The 26,165-nt window shown below is 48.5% G+C and carries 18 protein-coding genes and 2 pseudogenes; 18 read left to right on the forward strand and 2 right to left on the reverse strand.

All coding sequences use genetic code 11. The annotated features are described in order from the left end of the window. A partial coding sequence (gene istA / locus BRO54_RS15235; RefSeq protein WP_074044492.1) for an IS21 family transposase occupies nt 1-1,345 on the reverse strand: 1,345 nt, incomplete at its 3' end. 140 nt (nt 1,346-1,485) lie between these two features. Here istA and BRO54_RS19565 point away from each other — a divergent pair. From BRO54_RS19565 to BRO54_RS15260, 4 genes and pseudogenes are all read left to right on the forward strand, one after another. Further along, a pseudogene (locus BRO54_RS19565) lies at nt 1,486-2,366 on the forward strand (IS1634 family transposase); the annotation flags it as partial. Nucleotides 2,367-2,492: 126 nt separating this feature from the next. Continuing rightward, nucleotides 2,493-2,726, forward strand: a pseudogene (locus tag BRO54_RS20615) (carbohydrate ABC transporter permease); the annotation flags it as partial. A 40-nt stretch (nt 2,727-2,766) separates the two neighbouring features. After that, the gene (locus tag BRO54_RS15255) at nt 2,767-5,901 is read left to right on the forward strand and encodes an alpha-mannosidase (RefSeq protein ID WP_011231392.1); all 3,135 of its coding nucleotides are present in this window, start codon (nt 2,767-2,769) and stop codon (nt 5,899-5,901) included. A 194-nt stretch (nt 5,902-6,095) separates the two neighbouring features. Then, a complete protein-coding gene (locus BRO54_RS15260; RefSeq protein WP_011231391.1) occupies nt 6,096-7,112 on the forward strand; it encodes a LacI family DNA-binding transcriptional regulator in 1,017 nt (338 codons plus the stop codon). 110 nt (nt 7,113-7,222) lie between these two features. Here BRO54_RS15260 and BRO54_RS15265 read toward each other — a convergent pair whose 3' ends face one another. Then, a complete protein-coding gene (locus tag BRO54_RS15265; protein ID WP_011231390.1) occupies nt 7,223-8,692 on the reverse strand; it encodes an IS5-like element ISGka1 family transposase in 1,470 nt (489 codons plus the stop codon). A gap of 266 nt (nt 8,693-8,958) precedes the next feature. Here BRO54_RS15265 and BRO54_RS15270 point away from each other — a divergent pair, with 266 nt between their 5' ends. The 14 genes from BRO54_RS15270 to BRO54_RS15335 all read left to right on the forward strand — a co-directional run. Continuing rightward, nucleotides 8,959-9,963, forward strand: a complete 1,005-nt coding sequence (locus BRO54_RS15270; RefSeq protein ID WP_011231389.1) for a Gfo/Idh/MocA family protein — start codon at nt 8,959-8,961, stop codon at nt 9,961-9,963. Nucleotides 9,964-9,979: 16 nt separating this feature from the next. Beyond that, nucleotides 9,980-11,173, forward strand: coding sequence for a Gfo/Idh/MocA family protein (locus BRO54_RS15275; protein WP_011231388.1), 1,194 nt, complete (start codon nt 9,980-9,982; stop codon nt 11,171-11,173). A 55-nt stretch (nt 11,174-11,228) separates the two neighbouring features. Further along, nucleotides 11,229-12,254 carry a scyllo-inositol 2-dehydrogenase gene (gene iolX, locus BRO54_RS15280; RefSeq protein ID WP_011231387.1) on the forward strand — a complete coding sequence of 342 codons (1,026 nt, stop codon included), beginning with the start codon at nt 11,229-11,231 and terminating at the stop codon, nt 12,252-12,254. Nucleotides 12,255-12,396: 142 nt separating this feature from the next. After that, nucleotides 12,397-13,365, forward strand: coding sequence for a sugar ABC transporter substrate-binding protein (locus BRO54_RS15285; RefSeq protein ID WP_041467870.1), 969 nt, complete (start codon nt 12,397-12,399; stop codon nt 13,363-13,365). A gap of 984 nt (nt 13,366-14,349) precedes the next feature. Further along, a complete protein-coding gene (locus tag BRO54_RS15290; RefSeq protein ID WP_011231384.1) occupies nt 14,350-15,861 on the forward strand; it encodes a sugar ABC transporter ATP-binding protein in 1,512 nt (503 codons plus the stop codon). A gap of 17 nt (nt 15,862-15,878) precedes the next feature. Beyond that, entirely contained in the window at nt 15,879-16,883 is a 1,005-nt protein-coding gene (locus BRO54_RS15295) for an ABC transporter permease (protein WP_011231383.1), read from the forward strand. A 19-nt stretch (nt 16,884-16,902) separates the two neighbouring features. Further along, a complete protein-coding gene (locus tag BRO54_RS15300) occupies nt 16,903-17,745 on the forward strand; it encodes a sugar phosphate isomerase/epimerase family protein (RefSeq protein WP_011231382.1) in 843 nt (280 codons plus the stop codon). A 21-nt stretch (nt 17,746-17,766) separates the two neighbouring features. Further along, on the forward strand, nt 17,767-19,701 hold the full coding sequence (gene iolD, locus BRO54_RS15305; protein WP_011231381.1) for a 3D-(3,5/4)-trihydroxycyclohexane-1,2-dione acylhydrolase (decyclizing): 1,935 nt from the start codon (nt 17,767-17,769) through the stop codon (nt 19,699-19,701). Between the two features lie 18 nt (nt 19,702-19,719). Next, nucleotides 19,720-20,646, forward strand: coding sequence for a myo-inosose-2 dehydratase (gene iolE, locus BRO54_RS15310; protein WP_074044491.1), 927 nt, complete (start codon nt 19,720-19,722; stop codon nt 20,644-20,646). 17 nt (nt 20,647-20,663) lie between these two features. After that, nucleotides 20,664-21,494, forward strand: a complete 831-nt coding sequence (gene iolB, locus BRO54_RS15315; RefSeq protein WP_011231379.1) for a 5-deoxy-glucuronate isomerase — start codon at nt 20,664-20,666, stop codon at nt 21,492-21,494. A 31-nt stretch (nt 21,495-21,525) separates the two neighbouring features. After that, entirely contained in the window at nt 21,526-22,533 is a 1,008-nt protein-coding gene (iolC, locus tag BRO54_RS15320) for a 5-dehydro-2-deoxygluconokinase (RefSeq protein ID WP_011231378.1), read from the forward strand. A gap of 20 nt (nt 22,534-22,553) precedes the next feature. Further along, nucleotides 22,554-24,014, forward strand: a complete 1,461-nt coding sequence (locus BRO54_RS15325; protein ID WP_041467869.1) for a CoA-acylating methylmalonate-semialdehyde dehydrogenase — start codon at nt 22,554-22,556, stop codon at nt 24,012-24,014. 73 nt (nt 24,015-24,087) lie between these two features. Next, nucleotides 24,088-24,975: a class II fructose-1,6-bisphosphate aldolase gene (fba, locus tag BRO54_RS15330; protein ID WP_011231376.1), complete on the forward strand. Its 888-nt coding sequence runs from the start codon at nt 24,088-24,090 to the stop codon at nt 24,973-24,975. A 64-nt stretch (nt 24,976-25,039) separates the two neighbouring features. After that, on the forward strand, nt 25,040-26,165 hold a 1,126-nt coding region (locus tag BRO54_RS15335; RefSeq protein ID WP_074044493.1), incomplete at its 3' end, for an MFS transporter.

A 26,165-nucleotide genomic window follows, 5' to 3' on the forward strand; every position in this document is an offset into this window, starting at 1 on the left:
TCAAATCCCACCGTTGATACTTGTCAAGCCACTGGGCGATCTCATAGACGGTGTACCGCTCCAGCAGCTTCTGCACTCCTCGAATGCGTGATGCCGTCTGTTTCGGTTGTTCCATGAAGTATTTCCTAATGGCCTCCGGCAAGTAAACTCGAAACCGCGAATACTCCACCACCCGGGGCTTTTGCGCCCATTCCGCCAAAATGTCCTTCCAAGGGAGCTCCCGTTGCTTTTTCGTGTACGGCCTTGGCGCTTCCAGGTACACCTCCCCTTCCTGGGACAAAACCATGAAACGATCCCATTCCTTTTTGACAAGGACACGGTTGGGAACCGGGATCCCATGAACCACAAACGCCTCCCCATCCACCGTTACTTCCCCGTATTTATTGACATTAGCGTGGTGGAAGGAGAAGATCGGGAGATCTCTCTCCGGCAGGACAAGCAACTCCTTTTGTTCTTCCTGCCATAATTCCTCAATGGTTCTCCCTTTTTCATAGTGGGGGCGGGCTCGATCTTCGATCATCTTGCGATGCAGCCACTCCGCCAGTTCTTCATCCCCCTCGATCAACGGAGCAGGGACAAAGCAGTGTTGACGAGTATAGTAAACTTTCCGTTCGACATTCCCTTTTTCGTGTCCGCTATACGGATTGCACGCCTGTACGTCAAACCCATAATGAAGCCGGAATCGCTCAAATGCTTCAGTATATTGACGTTCGCCTCCTTTTCGAATCGAAACCACCGCCGCCGCCAAATTGTCGATGCGCAGTTTTCTCGGGACGCCTCCGGCCTGTCGAAAGAGCTGAGTGAGTCCGTGAAGAAAACATTCGCTGTTTTCCGCCGGCAATGGATACGCATACGCGGCGTTGCTGTACGGAAAGCTCAAAATCAGAATTGATCGGTCTTCCTCTTTTCCTTCCTTCGTCACAACGGACATGGTGCCGAAATCCACCTGCGCTTCCCCCGGAGGGTGTTCCAGCCTCTCGTAACGCCGTTCCTTCTCCAGCTTAAGCTGGGGTCTTCGTTTTTGAACGTAGGCGCAAACCGTTCGATAAGACCCTTTAAAGCCATGTTCCTGCTTTAATTGTTCGTACATCTTCTTGCTTGTCCGCTGTTGTTTTCTTGGCAGTTTGGCGTCCTCCTCCAGCCAGTCATCAATGATTTGACCGTATCCTTCTTCCTCCATCATTCCCCGTTTTCTCTTTATTTTTTGTCTGACCGAAATGTCTCCATCCGCATATTTCTTGACTGTTCTCCAGTTAAATCCCGTCCTGCGGACAATTTCGGAAAGCGATAACCCTTTCTTTTCACGCAAATGTTTGATATGATGAATTTCAGGCATTGCTAGCATCCTTTCTTTACCTCCACTGTTTTGTTCTTCACAACCTTAACAGTAGAGGGAATTTTAGGAGCTGGCAAGCCTTTTTTTTATGCCATGAAGCTCTGCACTTTTTTGTTGCAGAACTCTGTACTTTCATTTTGCACTAAACACCCTTTACCCTGGCGGAGAGAAACGGCGCCACGTACCGGGTATGGGAAACGGCCGCGACATATGAAGGCCACCCGGTTCGGCTGATCGTCGTTGAATCGAGCGCGCTCGACCAGCGCAAAGGAAAGACGCTCGAAAAAGAGCGGGTCAAAGAAGCGGAGCTTCTTCGTGAGGAACAAGTCCGTTGGGAGCGCCACCCCTTCTCCTGCCGCGAAGACGCCGAACAAGCCTTGACGTCCCTCAAGGCGTCCCTTCGCCCTCGGTTTCATCGAGTGGAGGCCGCGGTCGAAGAGATCGTGCGTCCGAAAAAACGGCGCGGACGGCCGAAAAAAGGAGCGGAACCCGAGACGGAGACGCTGTACACCCTTCGCCTAAACGTCGAATTCGACCAACAGGCATGGGAACAGGCAAGACGGAAAGCGTCCCGGTTTGTCCTCGTCACGACCGTTCCGAAGGAATGGAAGGGCCAACCCATGGATGCCCAAGAGATCTTGAAGCTGTATAAAGGGCAAATCTCGGTGGAAATGAACTTCGCGTTTTTGAAAGATCCGTTTTTCACGGATGAGATTTATGTCAAAAAGCCAGAACGAGTTGCCGTATTGGGCTATCTATTTCTCTTGGCCTTGGCGATTTACCGCGTTCTTCAGCGCCGGGTGCGTCAGTTCATCACACCGGAACACCCGTTAAAACGTTAAAAGGGGCTGGAGGCCGCAAGCTGACCCGGCCAACCGGGCAGGCGATTTTTCAGCTGTTTCAATATGTGAACGTCGTCCTGTTCCAGCTGCCGGATGGACGCATCCAACGCGCACTGGATCGCTCCCTCAACCCGGATCAGCGAAGGATTCTGCAGGGATTGGGCATGGATGAGAGCATCTACGTCTAACATGATACAGAACGACTAGCGATGGTAAAAAAAGGATTGCCATCGCTCGTTGTGTTGGTCAAAAAGTTATTCTGAAAAACTAAATAAAAAATCCTTTGTTTTGACCTTGTTAGGGTGCGAAATGTGAGTTTTACTCTAAGTTGGGGGAATTTTTTTGTTCCCTATATCTTAATACAATCACCGGAGAAACTCCCAGCATCCGTAACAATATATCAATTTTTTGGACAATACGGTTTGGTTGAATATGGGAAATTGGCTGCTTTTTCTCTCATTTATACAATCCCCCCGATCATTCTTTACATGATTAGTCAACGTTTCATGTCAGAAGGGTTTAATTTTGGGGGAGCAACAAAAGGATAAGTGAAATTTGCGACAATAAAAGTTAAAGGGGAGATTTGATATGTTTTTAACTGAAGAAAAATTGGAAGCTCGTATTAATGAGTTGTCGGAGCATCGCTATCGCGAGGCGATTTTGATTCCTAAGTTTCGTTTTTTGGTGGACGAAAAAGGGGAGGTAGGTGCCCGTTCGCCGGAAACAAAAGAATGGAAGGAAATTAGGCTAGGCGATTATTGGAGTGGAAGAGATGTCTATGCCTGGCTTCAAGCTGATATTGATATTCCGGAACAATGGAAGGGAAAGGAGATAGTAGGTCTATTTGATTTTGGCAAAACCGGCGAGGGAAATAACTCAGGATTCGAGTCACTTTTATACTTAAACGGTTCTCCATATCAAGGCGTAGATTCCAATCATATGGAAGTGTTTTTTCCAAAAGGTTCGGCTGGCGCTAAAATAAGTTTAACGTTTCGCCTATGGTCTGGGCTTGAAGGAGGGGGGATTCCGAAATCGCAGGAACATAAGATAAAACGGGCAGAGGTAGCTTGGCTTGATGAGGTTACTGATGATTTGTTTTTCACCGGAAAAGCTATTCTTGGAACGGTGAAAGTTCTCGGTCAGCACTCTCCTGAGCGTCAATTGCTTCTTTCATTGTTGGATCGTGCATTTCGGCAAATTGATTGGTCCAAACCGAAGTCGGATTCATTCTACAATTCCGTTGCCATAGCCCTTGAAATGCTTAAAGATGAATTAAAGAGAATGGAGAAAAAACATCCGGTAACCATTCGTTGTATTGGGCATACACACATCGACGTTGCCTGGCTTTGGCGCCTTAAGCATACAAGGGAAAAGGCTGCGAGATCATTTTCTACAGTGCTTCGACTAATGGAGAAATACCCAGAGTACATTTTTTTGCAAACCCAGCCTCAGCTATATGAATATATTAAATCGGATTATCCTGAAATATTCGAGCAAATTCGGAAGCGGGTTGCGGAAGGGCGTTGGGAAGCGGGAGGAGCGATGTGGCTAGAAGCGGATTGTAACATTCCCTCCGGGGAATCATTGGTACGACAAATACTTATGGGAACTCGTTTTTTGCGTAAGGAGTTCGGTGTAGAGTGCAAGTATTTATGGCTTCCGGATGTGTTTGGATATAACTGGGCCTTGCCGCAGATTCTTAAAAAATCCGGGATTCATGCGTTTATGACGACGAAAATCAGCTGGAACCAATATAATCGAATGCCTCATGATACATTTATATGGAGAGGAATTGATGGAAGTGAGATACTTACACACTTTATTACAACTCCTGAGCCCAACAAAAACTGGTGGTTTTACACTTATAACGGGGTAATTACACCTGAGACGGTGCAGGGGATTTGGGAGGCATATAGAGATAAGGCAATTAATCAAGAGTTGCTTTTATCGTATGGTTACGGAGATGGCGGGGGAGGGGTAAATAGAGAAATGTTGGAGATGCGCCGCCGCCTAAACGATATCCCTGGATTGCCGAATGTAGAAACTGGTAGAGCAGATGAATTTTTTGAACGGTTAAACGAAAAAATTAGAAATACGGATCAATATGTACATGTATGGGATGGAGAACTTTATCTTGAGTATCACCGCGGAACCTATACGAGCCAGGCTTACAATAAGAGAATGAATCGAAAGATGGAACTTCTGTACCGTGAGACGGAATGGATGGGAATTGTATCGGCGACGTTAAATTCCGATTGGTCCCGTTATCCTTTTGAACGGTTAAATGAAGGATGGAAAATAATTTTACGCAATCAGTTCCACGATATTATTCCTGGTTCCTCTATTCGTGAAGTCTATGAGGATAGTAGAGAGGAATATGAGAAAGCTGAAAAGTATGCATTAAGTGCTTGGAAAAACCTAAGCGAGAGCATTATAGTCGAGAAGAAAGGGGATACAGTTATAGTGTTCAACTCCTCTCCTTGGGTAAGGACAGATTTAGTCCGAATTCCGGCAACTACAAAAACCAAAAAAGGGATATGGAAGGATGTATCAGGGAGAGAGTTAAAGGCAGAAAGAGTTGGTGACAATTGGGTTATATTAGTAGAAGATGTCCCGCCTCTAGGATTCAGTACAATTCGGTTTTATGATGTAGAAGCGGATAATACTTTGGTTCAAACTAATATGTTCCATGTAGGTTCTTCTGAAGTTATTTCACCGTACTACAAAATTAAATGGAATGATAAAGGGCAAATTATCTCCATTTATGATCTTCAGGCCAAACGGGAGGTCTTAGATGACGGGAAATGTGGGAATGTATTACAAGTGTTTGAGGATAAACCTCTACGCTTTGATGCTTGGGATATTGATATATTTTACCAAGAGAAAAAGCGAGAGGTAGAGGATTTACAACATGTAAGCATAAAGGAAATAACATCGCTTTATGCGGTTATCCATTTTGAGTGGAAGTATATGGACTCCATTATCAAACAAGATATGATTCTGTATACACATAGCAGAAGAATAGATTTTAAGACAGAGGTGGACTGGAAAGAACAGAACCAGCTGTTAAAGGTGGCGTTCCCTGTTAAGATCCGTTCTACATTAGCGACCTATGATATCCAATTTGGTAATGTGAAAAGACCTACACATTGGAACACAAGTTGGGATTACGCGAAGTTTGAAACAGTTGCGCATCAATGGGCTGATTTATCAGAAACAGGATATGGGGTTAGTTTATTGAATGACTGCAAATATGGCTATGATATTAAAGATAATGTGATAAGACTATCACTGATTAAATCTGCCACCTATCCAGACTATCAACAAGATCAAGGGTATCACATTTTTACTTACTCCTTACTTCCGCATCAAGGAGACTGGGTAGAAGGCAATACGGTAAAAGAAGCATGGTATCTAAATAATCCTTTAACTTACGCCGTAGGAGAGCCGATTAGAAAAAAATATTCATTGTTTGGTACCAATACTGACAACATTATGGTAGATGTTGTAAAAAGAGCTGAGGATTCCAATCGGATTGTTCTTCGATTACATGAATTTACAGGCAGAAGAAACAAAGTGTATATAACAAGCGATTTGCCCATCTTCGCTTGGCAAGAGTGTGATCTTATGGAAAGGGAGGTAGGGGAAGGAACGATAAGTGAGAAATTGGAATTTGATATAAATCCATATGAAATCAAGACGTTTCTCATAGATCTCAAATAGTATAAATAATTTGTATATTGTTGTTTAAGAAAAATCCCCTTGCTGGTTAGAAATCTTCCTTCTGGCCGGATATAAAGGGGATCTTTTTCTATATTGTATTGAAAGAAAGTGGAAAAACCATTAAAATAACATTAAGAAGAGCAAGCGCTTTACCTAACGAGCTTGACTACAACAGATGGAGAGAATGATGAGCGATGAAAGTAACCATTTACGATGTAGCAAAAAAAGCGGGTGTATCCATTTCAACGGTATCAAGGGTGCTCAATAATACCGGGCGCATTAGTGAAAGAACGAGAAAAAGAGTCCTTCGGGTAATGGAAGAGCTGCATTATCAACCGAGCATGGTCGCCTCGGCGTTGACTGGGAAGCGGACAAGAACGATTGGCCTTGTCATCCCTGACGTAGCAAACCCATTTTTTTCTGAAATCGCTAGGAAAGTGGAAGATCGGGGGAGAGAACAGGGATTTAACGTTCTGATGTGCAATACGGATAACAACCCGGAGACGGAAGAAATGTATCTTTCTTTATTGCGCCAAAAAAGCGTGGATGGCATCATTATCGGAACCACAACGAACAATTATACAATGATCAAAGAGCTGTTGGAAGAGAATTTCCCTTTGGTTTTTATTGCCCAAGACATCCCGGAGCTGGCCATTAACGTGGTGAGAGTTGATGATTTTTTAGGGGGATATCAGGCTGTCTCGCATCTTGTTTCCCTAGGACATCAACAGATCGCGATCATGCTTGGGAATTTAAGTCGCACAAGCGATAAATACAGGCTGCAGGCCTATCAGCAGGTGCTTCAAGAGAACGGCTTGAAATGCGAAGAATCTTGGATTGTATATACGGACTATTCGATGGCTGATGGAAAAAGGGCGGCGATGGAGCTGTTGCAGTCGACCCCAAGGCCGACAGCGATTTTTGCCTGTTTTGATTCTCTTGCCGTTGGCATTTATCAGGCGGCCAAAGAGTTGGGACTCCGCATTCCCGATGATCTGTCAGTGGTTGGATTTGATAATACGATTTTATCGGCCATTATCGACCCGCCGTTGACGACAGTCGCCCAACCTATTGAAGAAATGGGAAGGCAAGCGGTTGACCTGCTAATTGCCCAAATTGAAGAGACCAATCATACGAAACAGCGGATCATTTTGCCGCCTCATCTAGTGGTAAGGAAATCGGCCTGTCATATCGCTAAAGTGAAATCGTAAGGATGTGAGCAGATTGTTTTTATGGAATAATAGATGTTACCGGAGAAAACGTTAAATTTAATGAGAAGAACAGCTGTAAATAGCTGTTCTTTTATTTTTTAATAAAAATTCTATAAGGCCGGTGAATTAATGGGGCATAGACTTCCCACATGTCGAATTTTGGAGGCCATTCTCCCCGCCGTTTGGCGCCAAAGGATGGGAAGACGAGCAGGACTTCCTACTCCCAATTCCGGTTTTGCGCACGCCAAAGAGCCGGTCCCCCCTCGTTTTTTTCGAAACCGGCACAATCGCTTCAGATTTTGCACGACGGCGGTCAACAGCGCCTGTTCTTCCATGGCGTAAAGGCCCCGGCTTCGGGCCCGGTCCAGCCCGTGACATTCCTTCCCTTCGGCGAACACATGCTCACAACGCGTGCGAAGGGCTTGAATGGATCGATAGCCGCCCTGTTGCTGAATGAGCCTCGCTTGATTGCGAATCTGAACGTCTCGGACTTTCGCCTGGCGCTTTGCTTCCTGAGCGGGATCCTTCGCCCGGCGCTTCCAGGTTGGAATCTCCTCCATCTCCTTGCGGCGCAACGGCACGAGCGGTGTGATGCCTTGAACGAAGAGCGCTTCCAGATACTCGGTGGTGCCATACGCTTTGTCCGCAGACAAGGTCCGAATCGTAATCGACGGGTGGCGAAACTGAATCGAAGCCAGCTGCTCCAAACTCGTCTCCCGTTCCGCCGTTCCAGTGGCGAGGCTGGCCCGTCTGGATAAAATCACGCGCGACTGGACATCGATGACGTCGTGCACCAGATACCGAGGATACGCTTCCTGCCCTTTGCCTTTCTTGTACAACCGGGCATCCGGATCCGTCACGCTTCGATGGGTTTGGTTGGAAAACCTGATTCCACGGAAGTTTCCTCGTTCTTCGGCATGGACGCGTTCCCCTGATTTTGGAGACGGAGAGGGTGGGTCGTCATCCGGATCCCGGGCCTCGGTCTGTTCATCTTCCCGGGCAGTGCGGGCCAGATAGTCTTCCAACGTCTCCACCGGAGCGAGCTTGACCTCCCGCAAGCTGTGGATCGAGGCATTCGCCCGCACTTGGGTGCCGTCAGCCGCCGCATGGACATCCGGCGAGACCAACCCCGCCGCGATGCATTGATCCACCACATAGGTCATCAGCCGGTCAAAGATTCCATGTTGGCGCCAGCGTTTCCGTGTTTTGACGAGCGTCGTTCGATCCGGCAGTGTGGGGTGATGAGGATCCGGATGGAGCACGGATTCAAAGTCGAGACCGCAAAACCACAAGTATCCGGCATGCATGGGGAGGATCTCATACAACTCCCGCTCAGAGTGGTCGAACAAATACGAGAGCAGCATTAGGCGAAGCAGCCGTTCCGGATCCGCCGCCGGGCGACCCGTTTTTTCCGTGTACAGGGGAGCCACCCAATCGTGAATGACGGAAAAGTCAACCGCTTCGTTGATTTGGCGCAAGATATGATGTGGAGGAACCAGTTCTTCCATGTCGATGACTTGAAACAGACGAGGCTGAGTCGAAGGGTTTTTGGGGGCTTTCATGATCCGCTCACGCTCCATTCCAACGATTTTTCTTCCTTTTTCGACATAAGCCCCCTAAATCCCTGCCTCAGGGTGTACTTTTTCACCGGCCTTCTATAAATTTAGAAAAAAATACTTGATAAAATAATAGGTTGAGGGTAAAATAAAAAACAAAAGGAAAGCGCTTGCTCAAAAAAAGTTCGATGGAGATTAGATTGCACTATTATTAATGGACATAATAACCATTGTTTTCGATGTATTAGAAAGCGCTTCCCTGCTACAACGGAGATGAGGAGGAGAAAATAATGACTCGGGTGAAAGTAGGGATTTTGGGAGCCGGAGGGATTGCCAAGGTACATACGTCGATCCTAAAGAAAGATGAGCGGGTTCAAATTATTGGGGTAGCGGATATTGTGGAAGAAAGAGCCGCTTCATTGGCGAAGGAAGCCGGGGAAGCAAAAGCGGTCAAAAGCCTCGAGGAATTATTTGATCTTGGTGTAGATGCTGTTTACGTGACGACGCCAAACACGATGCATGTTGAGCCGGTACTAAAATGTCTGGAAAACAATGTGCATGTGTTCTCAGAAAAACCGATGGCGACTTCTTTGGAGGGGGCAGAGCAGATCAGGCAAGCGGCTGAACGATCAAAGGCGATTTACAACTTGGGAATGAACCGCCGGTATGCGTCGGTGTATAAAAGAGTCAAGGAATTGGTTGATTCCGGGGAGGTAACCCCCTATTTGGCTCATGTAAAAATGAACCGCGGCGAACTGTTAAATCCTCCTTGGACGGCAAACCCGAAGGTGACGGGAGGCTTCTTGTATGAAACTCCTTTCCATTTGATGGATCTATGCCGTTATTTATTTGGTGAAGTACAAACGGTTTACTGCGAAGCAAAACAAAACATTTCGACAGAGGAATTAGATACATTCGCGATTATGATGACATTTGTCTCGGGGACGATCGTCAATTTTGTGACGTATGCTCATGCTGGATGGAGCTTTCCGTTTGAGAGTTTGGAGGTTTATGGGAAGTATAGCACGGTCGCAACCCAAGAACTCGAAAAAGTCATGTATGCCCCAGGGTTGCAGCAGGCGGCGCACATTCATGATTTCTATCAATTATCCATTGAAGAAAAATGGGGATATAAGGAAGAGGATCGTCTGTTTATTGATGCCATTATCCATGGAACAAAGCCTCCGGTGACAGCTGAAGATGGCTTCCGCTCGATTCAATTGCTAGAGGCGATTTATGAAAGTGCTAAAACGGGGAAAATAATCGACTTTCGCCAAACAGCTCCGTCAAAATAAAAAGGCGGGTGAGAGAATGAAAGAGAAAAGACAAATCCGGATTGGCATGGTTGGTTATAAGTTTATGGGAAAAGCGCATAGCCATGCGTTTCGCGATCTTCCCTTTTACTTCGACACAGATGTCATCCCAGTTCTGCAAGCCATTGCGGGCCGGGATGAGCAAGGAGTTAAAGAAGCGGCGGAAAAAATGGGATGGGCATCGTATGAAACAGATTGGCGCCGCCTGATTGAACGGGATGATATCGATGTCATCGATATTGTTACCCCAAACAATACGCATGCGGAAATTGCAATCGCGGCAGCGAAAGCAGGAAAACATATCATTTGTGAGAAACCGCTTGCTCTCACATTGGAACAATCGCTTGAAATGTTGGAAGCTGTCAAGCGAGCAGGTGTAGTTCATATGATTTGTCACAATTACCGTTTTGCTCCGGCGGTTCAGTTTGCCAAGCAGTTGATCGCACAAGGGCGACTGGGGAAAATTTACCACATTCGTGCTACGTTTTTGCAAGACTGGCTGATGGATCCGAACTTCCCGTTAATATGGCGCCTGAAAAAAGAAGTATCTGGATCAGGCACACACGGAGATCTTGGGGCGCATATTATCGACCTGGCCCGTTTCTTAGTCGGAGAATTCCGCGAAGTTGTCGGCATGATGGAGACGTTTATTAAAAAACGGCCGCTTGGAGATATGGACATCCATTTAAAAGGGCGCGTTGAAGGCACGGCATGGGGAGAAGTGGATGTTGATGATGCCTCCGCCTTCTTGGCCCGTTTTGAAAACGGGGCTTTAGGAGTGTTTGAAGTCAGCCGTTTTAGCAGAGGAAATCGGGCAGGAAACCGTTTTGAAATTAATGGGGAACGCGGCTCGATCCGTTGGGATATGGAAAATATGAATAACCTTCAAGTGTACCTCGAAGACGATGAGCGCGGACTGCAAGGATTCCGGACGATCAACTGCACAGAGGTGGAGCATCCGTATGCCTCGGCTTATTGGCCGGCTGGGCACATTATTGGCTATGAACATACATTTATTAACTTGTTGGTGGAAATGATGAATGGCATTGCCGGCGGGTACAGCCCTTCGCCGAACTTCGAAGACGGCGTTCGCAATCAAGCCGTGCTTGAGGCGGTGGAACGGTCGGTGCAAACTGGGGGATGGGTAAGCATTTCTGAAGTGCTACCGTCAGTGCAAGTGCAATCGCGTTGATGAAATACGACGATTTAGAAAGCGATTACATTAAGCAAAGAAAGGTGTGTGGATCATGACCGTTCGTTGTGCAGTTCTTGGATTAGGGCGCCTTGGACACCACCATGCGAAAAACTTGGCAACTCATCAAGTGAGCGGGGCGAAATTAGTGAGTGTCGTTGATCCCCTTGGAGAAAGAGCGGAGCAGTTCGCACGTGAATACGGGATCGAGCACTGGACCAAGAACCCGGATGATGTATTCGAGGATCCGACAATTGATGCCGTCGTGATCGTAACCCCGACGAGCACTCATGCAGAGATGATTGCAAAAGCAGCCAAAAACGGCAAAGCGATCTTCGTCGAGAAACCGCTTACCCAAAGTTTAGAGGAAGCCGATGACATCATTCAAACGATTCAGGAGACAGGTGTCATTTGTCAAGTCGGCTTTATGAGACGGTTTGATCCTGCTTATGCCGAGGCGAAGAGAAGAATTGAAGCGGGGGATATTGGCAAACCAATCTACTTTAAAGGGATTACAAGAGATGCTGGTTCACCTCCGGCTGAGTTTATTCAACATAGCGGCCGCGTATTTTTGGACGTTTCGATTCATGACTATGATATTGCCCGTTACTTAATGGGGGCAGAAATTACGTCTGTTTCCGCTCATGGAAGAGTACTGTTGCATTCATTTATGAAAGAGTTTAAAGATGTGGATCAGGCAATTACGTATGTCCATTTTGACTCTGGCGCAGCTGGGGATATCGAGGCAAGCCGGAACTCGCCATACGGGCACGATATTCGTACAGAAATTATCGGCACAGAAGGCTCCTTGTTTATTGGCACTCTTCGCAATCAAAATGTCACATTGTTGAATTCCAAAGGAAGCACATACGAAATCATCCCTGATTTCCAAACGCGATTCAACGATGCGTACCGTTTAGAGCTTGTCCACTTTATCGAATGCGTTCAAAACCGGCAAACACCAAAAGTAACTGAAATTGACGGAAAAGTGAACCTAAAAATTGCCATTGCGGCGACCGAGTCGTTTGACAGCGGAAAAACAGTATGGCTCGAAGGGCATGTAGCTGAGCAAACACGCTAGTCGAAGGCAGCGAGGCCACTTTGGCTTCGTTTGTCATAGAACATGGTTCGTAGCGGCTTTCGCCCCCTATTGAGTGGCGAGAAAGGCCGCTATGGACAAGGAAGTTTTAAAGAAACAAAGGGGACAAGGGGGCAAAAGGAAGATGAAAGGTCGAATGAAGTGGATTTCATTGGTCGTATTGCTGTTTAGTTTTTCGTTGCTTTTTGGTTGCAACAAACAACAAGAAACAGCCCAATCAGGGGACAAACCAGGAAAAATTGTCATTGGCGCGGCCCTTCCAGATTTTGATGACAAATGGCTGAGTTACTTGCAAGACGGAATGAAGGAATATGCCAAAACGCAAAAAGATGTGGAAGTCATTTACGTTGATGCGATGAATGACGCAAACAAGCAATTGTCTCAAGTGGAAAACTTCATTCAGCAAAAAGTCGATGCGATTGTCATTATCCCTGTTGACACTGTTTCGGCTCCGCAGATGGTTGAGAAGGCTAATCAGGCTAACATTCCGATCGTTGTTGTCAACCGTATCTTTGATGGGGTAGACAAAGCAACCGCTTACGTCGGTTCAGAGTCAATCAAATCCGGCATTATGCAAATGGAAGAAGTAGCAAAAATGTTAGGCGGTAAAGGAAACATTGCCATTATGAACGGCCAAATGGGGCATGAAGCGCAGATCAAACGGACCGAAGGAAACAAGCAAGTGATCAAAAAATATCCGGGGATGAAAGTCGTCCTTGAAGGAACGGCCGAGTGGGATCGCGCCAAAGGAATGTCGTTGATGGAAAACTGGCTGCAATCTGGTAAGAAAATCGATGCCGTTGTAGCGAACAACGATGAAATGGCGATTGGTGCAATTATGGCTCTTGAGGCTGCCGGAAAGTTAAACGACGTTATTGTAGCGGGAATTGACGCGACACCAGATGCCCTTGAATACGTGAAGCAAGGGAAATTGAAAGTGACCGTCTTCCAAAATGCCAAAGGACAAGGGCAAGGCGGACTAGAAGTGGCCATTAAAGCCGCAAAAGGGGAAAAAGTCGAGAAGTTTAACTGGATTCCGTATGAACTCGTCACGAAAGATAATGTTGATGAGTATATCAAAAAGTGGCAATGATGTCCCGTTTTAACGTAATTTCCTAAAGAAGTCTCCTGCCTCAAGGAACGTGAAGGGCACAGACCAGTGAGTAGGCGGGAGATGAATTTCGGTTGGCAATCGCCAACGAAAACGAATAGGATCGTCTATGGTTAGAACAGACACCTTCAGAACGAAGGAAAGCGTAAAGGGTTCTTGTGTGTGGCTTACCGTTCGGCGAACACGCACAAGTCGCTTGAAGCCCCCCGCCTCTAAGCGAAGCGTAGGTGGTGGGGAGTTCACTGCTACTCGGCTGTAAAGGGTATTGTCCAAAAGGTGGCTTACGGCAATCTTGCAGATGTCCCAAAAGTGTTTGTATAACGTTCACTTTTGGGACATTTTTTAGCGGTGAAATGAATGGGAATAACAGTTTCCGTTTGTTATCCCTCTTTATGAGTGAATTAGGATGAAAGGACACTATATTAGCCAGTGTCCTTTCATTCAAACGGCAGCTGCCGATAAGGCTTTTGCGGTTTGCGATCTCGTCAGACGATCAAAAAACCGGTTGGCAGACGTTCATAAAATAGTTTGTAACTAAGGATATTTTTTAAAAGGGAAAAAAGATAGGTTAGAGTAAGCGCTTGCCTAGCTTGCAATGAGAAGAGGGAAGGTAACGTCTTTCTTGGCTGCCGGTGTTGCACGGACAATTCCCTTAACAACAATGAATGATCAGTTATAAGGCAATCACAAGGGCAATTTTACTGAAGATTTAAAAAATGTGTTGTAAAAAATGCAGAAAAGCTGTAGAATAAAAGTAGGGAAAGCGCTTGCCCTAACAGACGGGTGCAGCAGTTGCGGAAAGAGCCCTACTGTTGCGCATAAAAGCGCATTCATGAATGAAAGCGCTAAATAAGGTAATTTTGTTAACTTTGTTCGGACGACGCCATTTCTTTCCGAACGCATCGCAGCAACTGCTAGTACCTTTCAGAAAAAACAGTGAACCTTGGTGGAGATGGGGGGAAGTGTATGAGCGAAGACTATGTGCTGGAAATGATAGACATAACCAAAGAATTTCCAGGCGTCAAAGCGTTAGACGGTGTGCAGCTGAAGGTTAAAAGAGGCACGGTTCACGCGCTCATGGGAGAGAATGGGGCTGGGAAATCGACATTGATGAAAATTTTAATTGGCATTTACACGCCGGACCGAGGCAAGATTATCCTTGACGGCGAAGAGTTGAAAGTCTCCACGATCAAACATGCGCTTGATAGAGGCATTTCAATGATTCACCAAGAGTTAAGCCCTGTTCCGAACATGACAGTAGCGGAAAACATTTTTCTTGGCAGGGAGCCGAGTTATCCGTTCGCCGGCTGGGTCAAAATGAAAGAGCTCGTCAAAAAGACGAGGCAACTATTCGAACGGCTTGAGATCGATATTGACCCCAATGCGAAGATGGCGGATTTGAGCATCGCCAATATGCAGATGGTGGAAATTGCAAAGGCGATTTCTTATCATTCGAAGCTCATTATTATGGACGAACCAACGTCTGCGATTACAGAGAAAGAGGTTCACCACCTTTTCCGAATTATCCGTTCGTTGAAAAAAGAGGGAGTCTCCATTATTTATATTACCCATAAGATGGATGAGCTCGAACAAATCACCGATGAGGTGACCGTGCTGAGGGATGGCAAGTACATCGGGACGAAGCCGAGCCATCAAATGACAAGAGATGAACTCATTCAAATGATGGTTGGGCGGGAACTAAATCAAATTTTCCATAAACCAAAAGTCCCGATTGGGGAAGTGGCGTTGTCGGTTCAAGGGTTGACGAAAAAAGGGAAATTTCATGATGTGAGCTTTGAAGTGCGAAAAGGGGAAATTGTCGGATTTGCCGGTTTGATGGGATCCGGAAGAACGGAAGTATTAGAAAGCGTTTTCGGTGTTACCAAACCGGATGCGGGAGACATTTATGTCCACGGAAAAAAGGCGACGATCCGCTCGACGCGGGATGCGATTCGGTATGGAATGGGATTGTTGACGGAAGACCGAAAACTGACAGGCCTGTTTTTGCCGCTGTCGGTCGAGGACAACATGATCACGGTTACGGTCAACCAGTATACGAAGGCAGGCTTTTTGCAGCAACGAAAAATCCGCGAAGACTGCCAACGGCTTGCTGAACAGCTTTCGATTAAAACACCGAGCTTGCAGCAGTTGATCAAATACTTAAGCGGAGGCAATCAGCAAAAGGCACTCATTGCCCGTTGGTTGCTTCACAACCCGGATATTTTGTTCCTCGATGAACCGACAAGGGGAATCGACGTAGGAGCGAAAGCGGAAATTTATCATCTGATTTTTGAGCTCGCCAAGAATGGAAAAGCGATCATTGTGGTTTCGTCTGAAATGCCAGAAATATTAGGATTGAGCGACCGGGTTATTGTTATGCATGAAGGGAGAAAAATGGGAGAACTAACGAGGGAAGAAGCGACCCAAGAGCGGATTATGCAGCTGGCAACGGGCCAGCTGATCGAGACGAAAAGATAAGGATAGGGGGAATGGAGATGGAAAGCCAAGTTTCTGTTACGAACAAGCGGGAGAAGGCAGGGGTTTCTTCCACGGCCACGTCGAAGGACAAATTGTATCGATTTTTCGACCGCTATGGAATGTTGATGATTCTCATTGGGCTCGTCATTTTGATGTCCATTCTTTCGCCGACGTTTTTTACAACCGGCAACTTATTAAATATCGTTCGGCAAATGTCGGTCGTCGGCATTGTCGCGATTGGCGTCACGATTGTCATTATTACGACCGGCATTGATTTGTCATCGGGATCCGTCATTGCACTTGTGTCGGTTGTGGCCGCCAGTTTTGCCCACCCGGATACGTATCCCGTGATTGTTCCGATTTTGATTGGTCTTGGGTTAGGGCTTTTGACTGGGGTCATAAACGGAACGATTATTTCGAAGGCGAACATTGCCCCGTTTATCGTCACATTGGGCATGATGACGGCCGCGAGAGGGGCAGCGCTGTTATTCAGCGACGGGAGACCGATTGGGAATTTGTCGCCATCGTTCTTATGGATTGGCCAAGGAGATGTTTTGGGGATTCCGGTTCCGATTCTCATCTTTGCGCTTGTAGGGGTCATTTCTTACATTCTCTTAAATAAAACGAAGTTTGGCAAATATGTCTATGCAATCGGCGGAAATGAGCAGGCCGCCGTCATTGCCGGGGTCAATGTCGATAAATATAAGATTTTCGTTTACGGATACGCTGGTCTGTTGTCCGGATTGGCGGGGGTCATCTTGACTTCGCGCATTTCCTCGGGGCAGCCGACGGCAGGGATGATGTATGAACTCGATGCCATCGCTGCGGCGGTCATTGGCGGTACAAGCCTTGCTGGCGGGATTGGGACGATCGGCGGCACGATTGTCGGTGCGCTCATTATCGGGGTGATGAACAACGGACTTGACTTGTTAAACGTTTCGCCGTATTGGCAACAAATTCTGAAAGGCGTCATTATTACGGTGGCGGTGTTCATCGATTCCCGCAAAAACCGGAAATCATAATCAGGGGGAGCAAAGGCTCATGAAGATTGTGTTTAATGAGGCGACAACACTACAAAACTCCACATTAAAGAACGACTTAGATCTATGCGAAAAGCACGGTTATGACGGCATTGAAATTCGGCTTGATAAGTTGAAAGAATTTCTCGCTTCCTATACGGTTGACGACTTGAAACAATTCTTTGCTTCTCATCGTTTAAAACCGTATGCCTTCAATGCGCTGGAGTTTATCACGTTCCGTGATGAGGAAGGATTTGGCCAAATTCGCCGCGATCTGCAGTTTTTGTGCGAAATTGGCCAGCAAATTGGCTGCAAAACGGTGATTGCAGTTCCGACGTTTGACGTAGGCGATTATACCAAGGCTGAAATTAAGGCGGAAACCGTTCGCGTACTGCGGGAGTTAGCAGAGTTAAGCGAACCATATGGCGTAAAAATCGCGCTTGAGTTTTGCGGATATCCCAATTGTTCCGTTAACACGTTCGCGCAGGCATATGAGATTGTCAAAGAGGTGGACAGCGGCCAAGTGGGCCTTGTTCTCGACTGCTTCCATTTTCACGCCATGAACTCCCGGCTTGAGGACTTGCAAGCGGCGGATCCGAAGGACATTTTCGTATTCCATATGGATGATTGTGAAGATTTGCCGGTTGGCGCATTGCGCGATCACCATCGAGTGTGGCCGGGGGACGGGGCGATTGACTTGGATGGCATTTTACGTACGCTCCAAGCCATTGGCTACAATGAAATGGCTTCCATTGAGTTATTCCGCCCCGAGTATTGGCAATGGGAAGCAGAAGAAACGATTCAAACCGGAAAGGCAAAGATGGAGAACGTTCTCCGTCGGTATTTTGAGATCGAACGAGTTTGAACATCTACGGGAGGGAAACCGGTGAAAACGATCCGCTTAACAACCGCCCAAGCGTTAGTCAAGTTTTTAAATCAGCAGTATGTGGAGTTCGATGGCCACATCCAGAAGTTTGTCAAAGGCATTTTTACGATTTTCGGCCATGGCAACGTACTCGGCCTTGGCCAAGCGCTTGAGGAAGATCCAGGAGAGCTCGAAGTGTACCAAGGGCGCAATGAGCAAGGCATGGCGCATGCGGCGATTGCCTTTGCAAAACAAAAACACCGGCGGCAAATTATGGCGTGCACATCGTCTGTCGGTCCTGGAGCAGCGAATATGGTGACAGCAGCGGCGACGGCTTCAGCGAACCATATTCCGGTTTTATTGCTTCCGGGGGATACGTTCGCGACTAGACAACCCGATCCGGTACTCCAACAAATTGAGCACTGGCATGATTTGACGGTTTCCACAAATGATGCATTTCGTGCCGTCAGCAAATATTGGGATCGCATCAGCCGCCCCGAGCAGCTGATGTCGGCGATGATTCAAGCGATGCGGGTACTGACCGATCCCGCCAACACCGGAGCAGTCACCATTGCCTTGCCTCAAGATGTGCAAGGGGAAGCGTACGATTTTCCTGAATCCTTTTTTCAAAAACGGATTCACCGCATTGAACGCCGTGTTCCGGCGAAAGCGGCGATTCATGAGGCGGTGGAGCTCATTCGCAGAAAGAAAAAACCGATCATCATTTGCGGCGGCGGCGTCCGCTATTCGGAAGCAGCGGAAGAACTGAAACAGTTTGCCGAGAAATTTCACATTCCTTACGGGGAAACGCAAGCCGGCAAAAGCGCGGTGGAAAGCGCCCACCCATACAATCTCGGGGGAATTGGCGTCACCGGCAACCTTGCCGCCAATATAATTGCGAAGGAAGCCGATTTGGTCATTGGGATTGGCACCCGTTACACCGATTTTACGACAGGGTCGAAACAGCTTTTCCAACATCCTGAAGTAGAATTTTTGACGATCAATGTCTCGGTCTTTGATGCTTGCAAATTGGATGCCGTCCGCGTAGTGGCAGATGCGAAACTTGCTCTTCTCGCCTTAACCGAAGAGTTGGAGAAAATCGGGTATCGATCCGGCTATACGAATGAAATAGACATCGCGAAAAAGGCGTGGGAAGAAGAGCTTAACCGACTGCATCACGTCCGCTACCGCCAGTCGGGCTTTCAGCCGGAGGTGGCCGGCCATCTCGATGAGGTTTTGACTGAGTATTCCGAGTTTTTCGATTCTTCGTTAACGCAAACGGAAGTCATTGGCGCGATTAACGAGTGGATCGATGACGACGCCATTATCATCGGAGCGGCAGGCAGCTTGCCGGGGGATTTGCAGCGCATGTGGGTGGCGCGCCGGCCCAATACGTATCATATGGAGTACGGCTATTCGTGCATGGGGTATGAGATTGCTGGTGCGCTTGGCGTGAAAATGGCGGAGCCGGATAAAGAAGTCTATGCGATGGTCGGCGATGGCAGCTACTTAATGCTTCACTCGGAGCTTGTAACGAGCATTCAGGAAAAGAAAAAAATCAATGTTCTCCTATTTGATAATGGTGGATTCGGCTGCATTAACAACTTGCAAATGGGTCATGGAATGGGCAGTTTCGCCACAGAATTCCGCTACCGCAACGAAGAAACCGGGCGCTTAGACGGGAGCTTGATTCCGATTGACTTCGCGCAAAGCGCGGCCGGTTACGGGGTGAAAACGTATAAAGTGCACACGCTCGAGCAATTAAAAGAAGCGCTCGAAGATGCCAAACAACAATCGGTGTCGACATTGATCGATATTAAGGTGCTTCCAAAAACGATGACCCATGATTATGAGTCATGGTGGCATGTCGGGGTGGCGGAAGTGTCCCGGAACCCAAAAATTGCGGAGGCATACAAGCGGAAAGAACAACAATTGCAAAGGGCAAGAAAATATTGAACAACTGGAGTGAGAGAGATGGAAAAAACGGTTAATCCTTTTCGTATCGGCATTGCCCCGATCAGCTGGGTCAATGATGATATTCCGGGACTGGGTGATCACTATACCCAAGATCAAGTCTTATCCGAAATGGCGGAGCTTGGGTATGTTGCAACGGAAATGGGGCGCCTCTTTTCCCAAGATCCCCCGTCATTGAGGGCAAAACTGAACCAATATGGCATCGAGCTCGCCAGCAAATTCATCGGCGTGCTCTTTTCAGACCGTTCTCGTCTTGAAGAGGAACTCAAGACGTTCCGGTCTTGGGCGGAATATTTGCACGATATGGGATGCAAGTATGCGATTGTCTGCGAGATGGGGGGATCGATGCACTGGGATCCGCGCCGGGCGCCAGAAGAAAAAACGATTCAACGGCTCACGGATTCCGAATGGGAGTCCCTTGTTGACGGATTGCATCGCGCCGCGCATATATGTCAAGAGCTAGGAATGAAAATTGTTTACCACTTTCACGCGGGAACAGTCGTCGAAACGGCGGAAGAGATCGATCGCTTAATGGAGTTGACGGATCCGAATCTTGTCCATCTCTTGTATGACACAGGGCATGCGTTATATGGCGGATATGATCCAGTTGAACTGTTGCATCGGTATGCGGATCGCATTCAATACGTTCATTTGAAAGACGTAAGGCACGATGTGCTCGAGCTGGTGAGACGGGAACAACTCGACTTTCGCACGGCGGTGTTGCGTGGCATGTTTACGGTTCCTGGAGATGGATGCATTGACTTTGTTCCGATTTTTGCCAAATTGATTGAGATGGACTATAACGGCTGGATCATCGTCGAAGCAGAACAGGACCCGGCTGTGGCGCACCCGTACACGTACGCCAAAATGGCCAAAGAATATATTGACCGCCTTGTTCATCATCTCTTGGCGGCCCAAAAGCGGTAAGGGGGGAGGATGAAACGATGAGCCGACTGATCATACCAAGCCATTCGCCGAATGAAGAAGGGAACGTCGTCCGCGTAACACCGGAATCAGTGGGGTGGGAGTACGTCGGGTTTGAAGTGTATGTGTTGGCAAAAGGACAAACATTGCGAAAAGAGACGAAGGATCAGGAGGCTTGCCTTGTTCTTCTCAAAGGGAAAGCGAACATATCTACGAAGCTGGAGCGGTGGGAACAGATCGGATTGAGAATGGATGTGTTTGAGAAAGTTCCGCCATACTCGGTCTATGTTCCGGCAAACGATGTGTATGAAGTCGAAGCGATGACGGATGTGGAAGTAGCGGTTTGTTTAGCGCCGGGGAAAGGTACATATCCGGCGCGATTGATCCCCCCAAGCGAAGTAGGAGTCGAAATACGGGGAGCAGGAAATATTGAACGGCGGGTGCATAACATTCTTCCGGAATCCCAACCGGCCGACAGCTTGCTTGTCGTTGAAGTGTTTACGCCGGAAGGAAACTGGTCGAGCTACCCCCCGCATAAACACGACCAAGACAACTTGCCCCATGAGTCGTATTTGGAAGAAACGTATTATCATAAAATCAATCCCGGTCACGGTTTTATGGTGCAGCGTGTGTACACCGATGATCGTTCCATCGACGAAACGATGGTCGTGAAAAACGGGGATGTCGTCTTAGTCCCGAAAGGCTACCATCCGGTTTCCGCTCCCCCAGGGTATGAGGGGTATTACTTGAACGTCATGGCCGGGCCGGTGCGGACGTGGAAGTTTCATAATGACCCGGACCATGACTGGGTGATGGAAAGCAAGCTCGCGGCCAAACAGAAGGAGAAATAATCTAAAAAGACGACAGGAAAGAGGCGGTTCGATGAGTTTCCTCCCATTTGACCAGCAAAAACCGTTGGATTTTATCGCCGTTGGCCGGCTATGCATCGATTTGAACGCCAATGAAATCCATCGGCCGATGGAAGAAACGATGACGTTTACGAAATATGTCGGCGGATCTCCGGCGAATATTGCCATCGGCATGGCCCGGCTCGGCATGAAAACAGGGTTTATCGGCCGAGTGGCCGACGACCAAATGGGTCGATTTATTGTCCGATATTTAAAAAACAATGGAATTGATACGTCCCATGTCATTACCGACAAGTCCGGCAGTGTGACGGGCTTGGCTTTTACCGAAATCAAGAGCCCGACCGACTGCAGCATCCTAATGTATCGCGATAATGTCGCTGATTTGAAGCTGGAACCGAACGATATTGACGAAGACTATATTCGGCGCGCCAAATGCCTGTTGATTTCCGGGACAGCTTTAGCGAAAAGCCCGTCAAGAGAAGCGGTGTTTTTAGCGTTGGACTACGCAAGACGCCATGGAACCGTCGTTGTGTTCGATTTGGATTATCGCCCATATACGTGGCAATCCAAAGAGGAAACAGCGATCTATTACAACTTGGCAGCCGAAAAATGCGACGTGATCATCGGCACGAGAGAAGAATTTGACATGATGGAGCGGTTTGACGGCCAGCGGCGCGATGATGAACAAACAGCGCGAAAATGGTTTGATTACAACGCGAAAATCGTTGTCATTAAGCATGGCAAAGACGGGTCTATTGCTTATACGAAAACTGGAGAAACGTTTGTCGGCACGATTTTCCCAGCAAATATTGTCAAAACGTTTGGGGCCGGCGACTCGTATGCCGCAGGATTTATCTACGGGCTAATGAACGATTGGCCGATTCCAAAGGCAATGGAATACGGGGCAGCTGCGGCGTCGATTGTCATCTCAAGCCATAGCTGCTCGGATGCGATGCCGACATTGGCGCAAATCGAACAGTTCATCGAACAACATCGCAACGGTTCAGCTGCTCGGAAATAAAAAGAAGGGGGAACATGGACATGACGATGACAACGGGAGTGCAAACCTTAAAAAACTATATTGGCGGGCAATGGGTCGAGTCTCGTTCCGGGAAGACGGAAGCCGTTCCGAACCCGGCAACGGGCGAAGTGTTGGCCTACGTTCCGATTTCAAGCCGCGAGGAGTTGGACGAAGCGGTCCGAGCTGCCAAAGAGGCGTTCAAAACATGGCGCAAAACGCCGGTGCCGCGCCGGGCAAGAATCTTGTTTAAATATCAGCAGTTGCTTGTCGAGCATTGGGAAGAGCTGGCCCGATTGGTGACGTTAGAAAACGGCAAAAGCTACAACGAAGCATATGGGGAAGTGCAACGCGGCATTGAATGCGTCGAATTTGCGGCCGGTGCGCCGACGCTCATGATGGGGCGGCAGCTTCCAGATATTGCGACCGGCATTGAATCGGGGATGTACCGGTATCCGATCGGCGTCGTGGGGGGCATCACGCCGTTTAACTTCCCGATGATGGTCCCTTGCTGGATGTTCCCGCTGGCGATTGCGTGCGGAAACACGTTCGTCTTAAAACCGTCCGAGCGCACGCCGATGTTGGCGAATCGTTTGGCTGAACTGTTTAAAGAGGCTGGGCTTCCGGACGGGGTGCTTAACATCGTCCATGGGGCGCATGATGTCGTGAACGGGCTGTTGGAGCACCCGGATGTGAAAGCCATCTCGTTTGTCGGCTCCCAGCCGGTCGGCGAGTATGTGTACAAAACGGCAGCGGCTCACGGCAAACGGGTTCAAGCGTTGACGGGGGCGAAAAACCATTCCATTGTCATGCCGGATGCCGATTTGAATGTTGCGGTCCGTGAAATTATTAACGCAGCGTTCGGCTCGGCGGGAGAACGGTGCATGGCGGCGTCGGTCGTTGTCGCGGTTGGGGAGATTGCCGATGAACTTGTCGAGAAGCTGGTGGCGGCCGCGAATGAATTGAAAATCGGCAATGGGCTGGAGGAGAGCGTCTTTTTAGGCCCGGTCATTCGCGAAGCCCATAAGCAACGGACCGTGAAGTATATTGAACTTGGGGAAAAGGAAGGGGCCATTCTGGTGCGCGACGGACGAAAGGACGCCGCGGTTCAGGATAATGGATACTTTATCGGTCCGACGATTTTTGACCGAGTCACTACTGACATGACCATTTGGAAAGACGAAATTTTCGCCCCTGTTCTTTCGATCGTACGGGTCGAGACATTAGATGAAGCCATTGAGGTGGCCAACAAGTCTCCGTTTGCCAATGGAGCGTGCATCTATACAAGAGACGGGGGGAATGTCCGCAAATTCCGCGAGGAAATCGACGCTGGCATGTTAGGCGTCAACTTAGGCGTTCCCGCGCCGATGGCGTTCTTCCCGTTCTCCGGGTGGAAAAACTCGTTTTATGGCGATCTTCATGCGAACGGCATGGATGGCGTCGAGTTTTATACGCGCAAAAAAATGATGACCTCCCGCTGGTAATGCGTTCGAAAACGTATCAAGCTCCGCAAGAGCGCTTGATACGTTTTCCGTATATTGAAAAGGAGGAAGAACAATGCCGCTTGTGTCGATGAAAAACATGCTGCAACGGGCATGGCAAGGAAGATATGCCGTCGGACATTTCAACATCAACAATTTGGAATTTGCCCAGGCCATTTTGCTGGGGGCTGAGGAAGAAGAAGCGCCGGTCATTTTGGCCGTGAGTCCGGGATATATTGACCATCTCGGTGGGTTGCGGACCGCAGCGGCCATGGTGAAAGAGCTCGTGAAGGAGTACCGCATCACGGTGCCGGTCGCGCTTCATTTGGATCACGGCTCTTCCTATGAACAATGCCTCGAAGCGATGGAAGCCGGGTTTACTTCGGTGATGATCGATGCATCCCATCATCCGTTAGAACAAAATATTTCCATCACGAAACAAGTCGTCAAAGCCGCCCGGGAGTTTGGCGTCTCGGTCGAAGCGGAAGTGGGGAGGATCGGGGGGCAGGAGGACGACTTGGTGGTGGACGAAGCAGAAGCCATGTATGCCATTCCTGAGGAATGCGAACGCCTTGTGAAAGAAACAGGGGTCGACTGCCTCGCTCCGGCGTTAGGTTCGGTTCACGGCCCGTACAAAGGGAAGCCAAAGCTGGGATTTGCCCAGATGGAAGAGATCGGGCGCCGAACTGGGGTTCCTCTTGTCCTGCATGGCGGAACAGGAATTCCGCTGGCCGATATTCAAAAGGCGATTTCCTTCGGAACGGCGAAAATCAATGTCAACACCGAGAACCAATGGGCCTTTACCCGCGGCATTTGCCGCATGTTCCGCGAGAACGAGGGACTGTATGATCCGAGGAAATACCTTGGCGCCGGGAGAGAAGAAGTGAAACAGACGGTCAAACAAAAAATTCGCGAATTCGGTTCGGCAAAGAAGGCAACAGAGGCCTTGTTGCCTTCGGTGTAGCCATACATGAACGCGCAAAGGGGGGAGTGGGGTGGCTCACAGCCCATGGCGCAAGGATGTGGCGATGTTCCTCATCGCCTCCTTTTTCTTTTGGTTGTCTCTTTTTATTTATATGCCGATCCTGTCTCCGTATGTGGAACAGCTGGGAGGGGCGTATTCGTTTGTCGGGCTTGTCTTGGGCAGTTACGGCCTCATGCAGTTTTTATGCCGCATTCCGATCGGCCTTGTCTCAGATATGGTGCAACGGAGAAAACCGTTTGTCATGATCGGCATGGCGGCTGCGATGGGAAGCGGGTGGCTGTTTGCGCTCACGAACAGCTTAGGATGGGCGCTGGTGGCAAGAGCGCTCGCTGGCGTCGCCGCCGCGACGTGGGTCGTCTTTACGGTTCTGTATGCTAGTTACTTCCGTTCGGAAGACATCCACCGGGCGATGGGCCAAATTTCGCTTGTCGTGGTGTTGGCGCAGCTCGTGGGCATGACGGCAGGCGGTTCGATCGTGGACCGCTGGGGATGGCACGCCCCGTTTTGGGCTGGAGGATGTCTAGCCGCGGTGGGCGTCGTTCTCTCTATATCGATCAAGGAATCGAAACAAAGTGAGGGATCGGTGCGGCCGCAAACCGTCCAACTCAAAGACCTTCTTTCTGTGATGAAGGAACCGTTGTTGCTCAAAGTCTCCGTTTTATCCGTTTTGGCCCACGGGATCATTTTTACGACCATTTTTGGCTTCACACCGGCGTATGCCTTAAGGACAGGCCTCAATGAAAACGATTTAAGCCTTCTGATGGTTTGCTTTATGATCCCTCACGCCATTGCGACGGTGTTCATCGGAAAGACGGTCGTTCCTTTACTCGGAAAATGGCGGTCCTTGGCCATTGCCTTTTTCGGCAGCGCCTTGTTTACGTTCTTGATTCCAGTTGCCAGCGGAAGCTTGTTTGTTTATATCGTCCAAATCGGCAGCGGTTTTTTCCTTGGACTCTTATTCCCATTGTTGTTAGGAATGTCGATTGAATCGGTCGACGACGCCAGAAAGGCGACAGCGATGGGAACGTATCAGGCGATTTACGCAATCGGCATGTTTGGTGGCCCGTACCTCGCCGGCATCGTCAATGAGCTCATCGCCCTTCCCTTCGCCTTTTATTTTGCCGGCACCCTTGGGCTCATCGCCATAGGGCTGATCGCTGTATGGAAGC

The organism is Geobacillus proteiniphilus (assembly GCF_001908025.1).
Classification (GTDB): domain Bacteria; phylum Bacillota; class Bacilli; order Bacillales; family Anoxybacillaceae; genus Geobacillus; species Geobacillus proteiniphilus.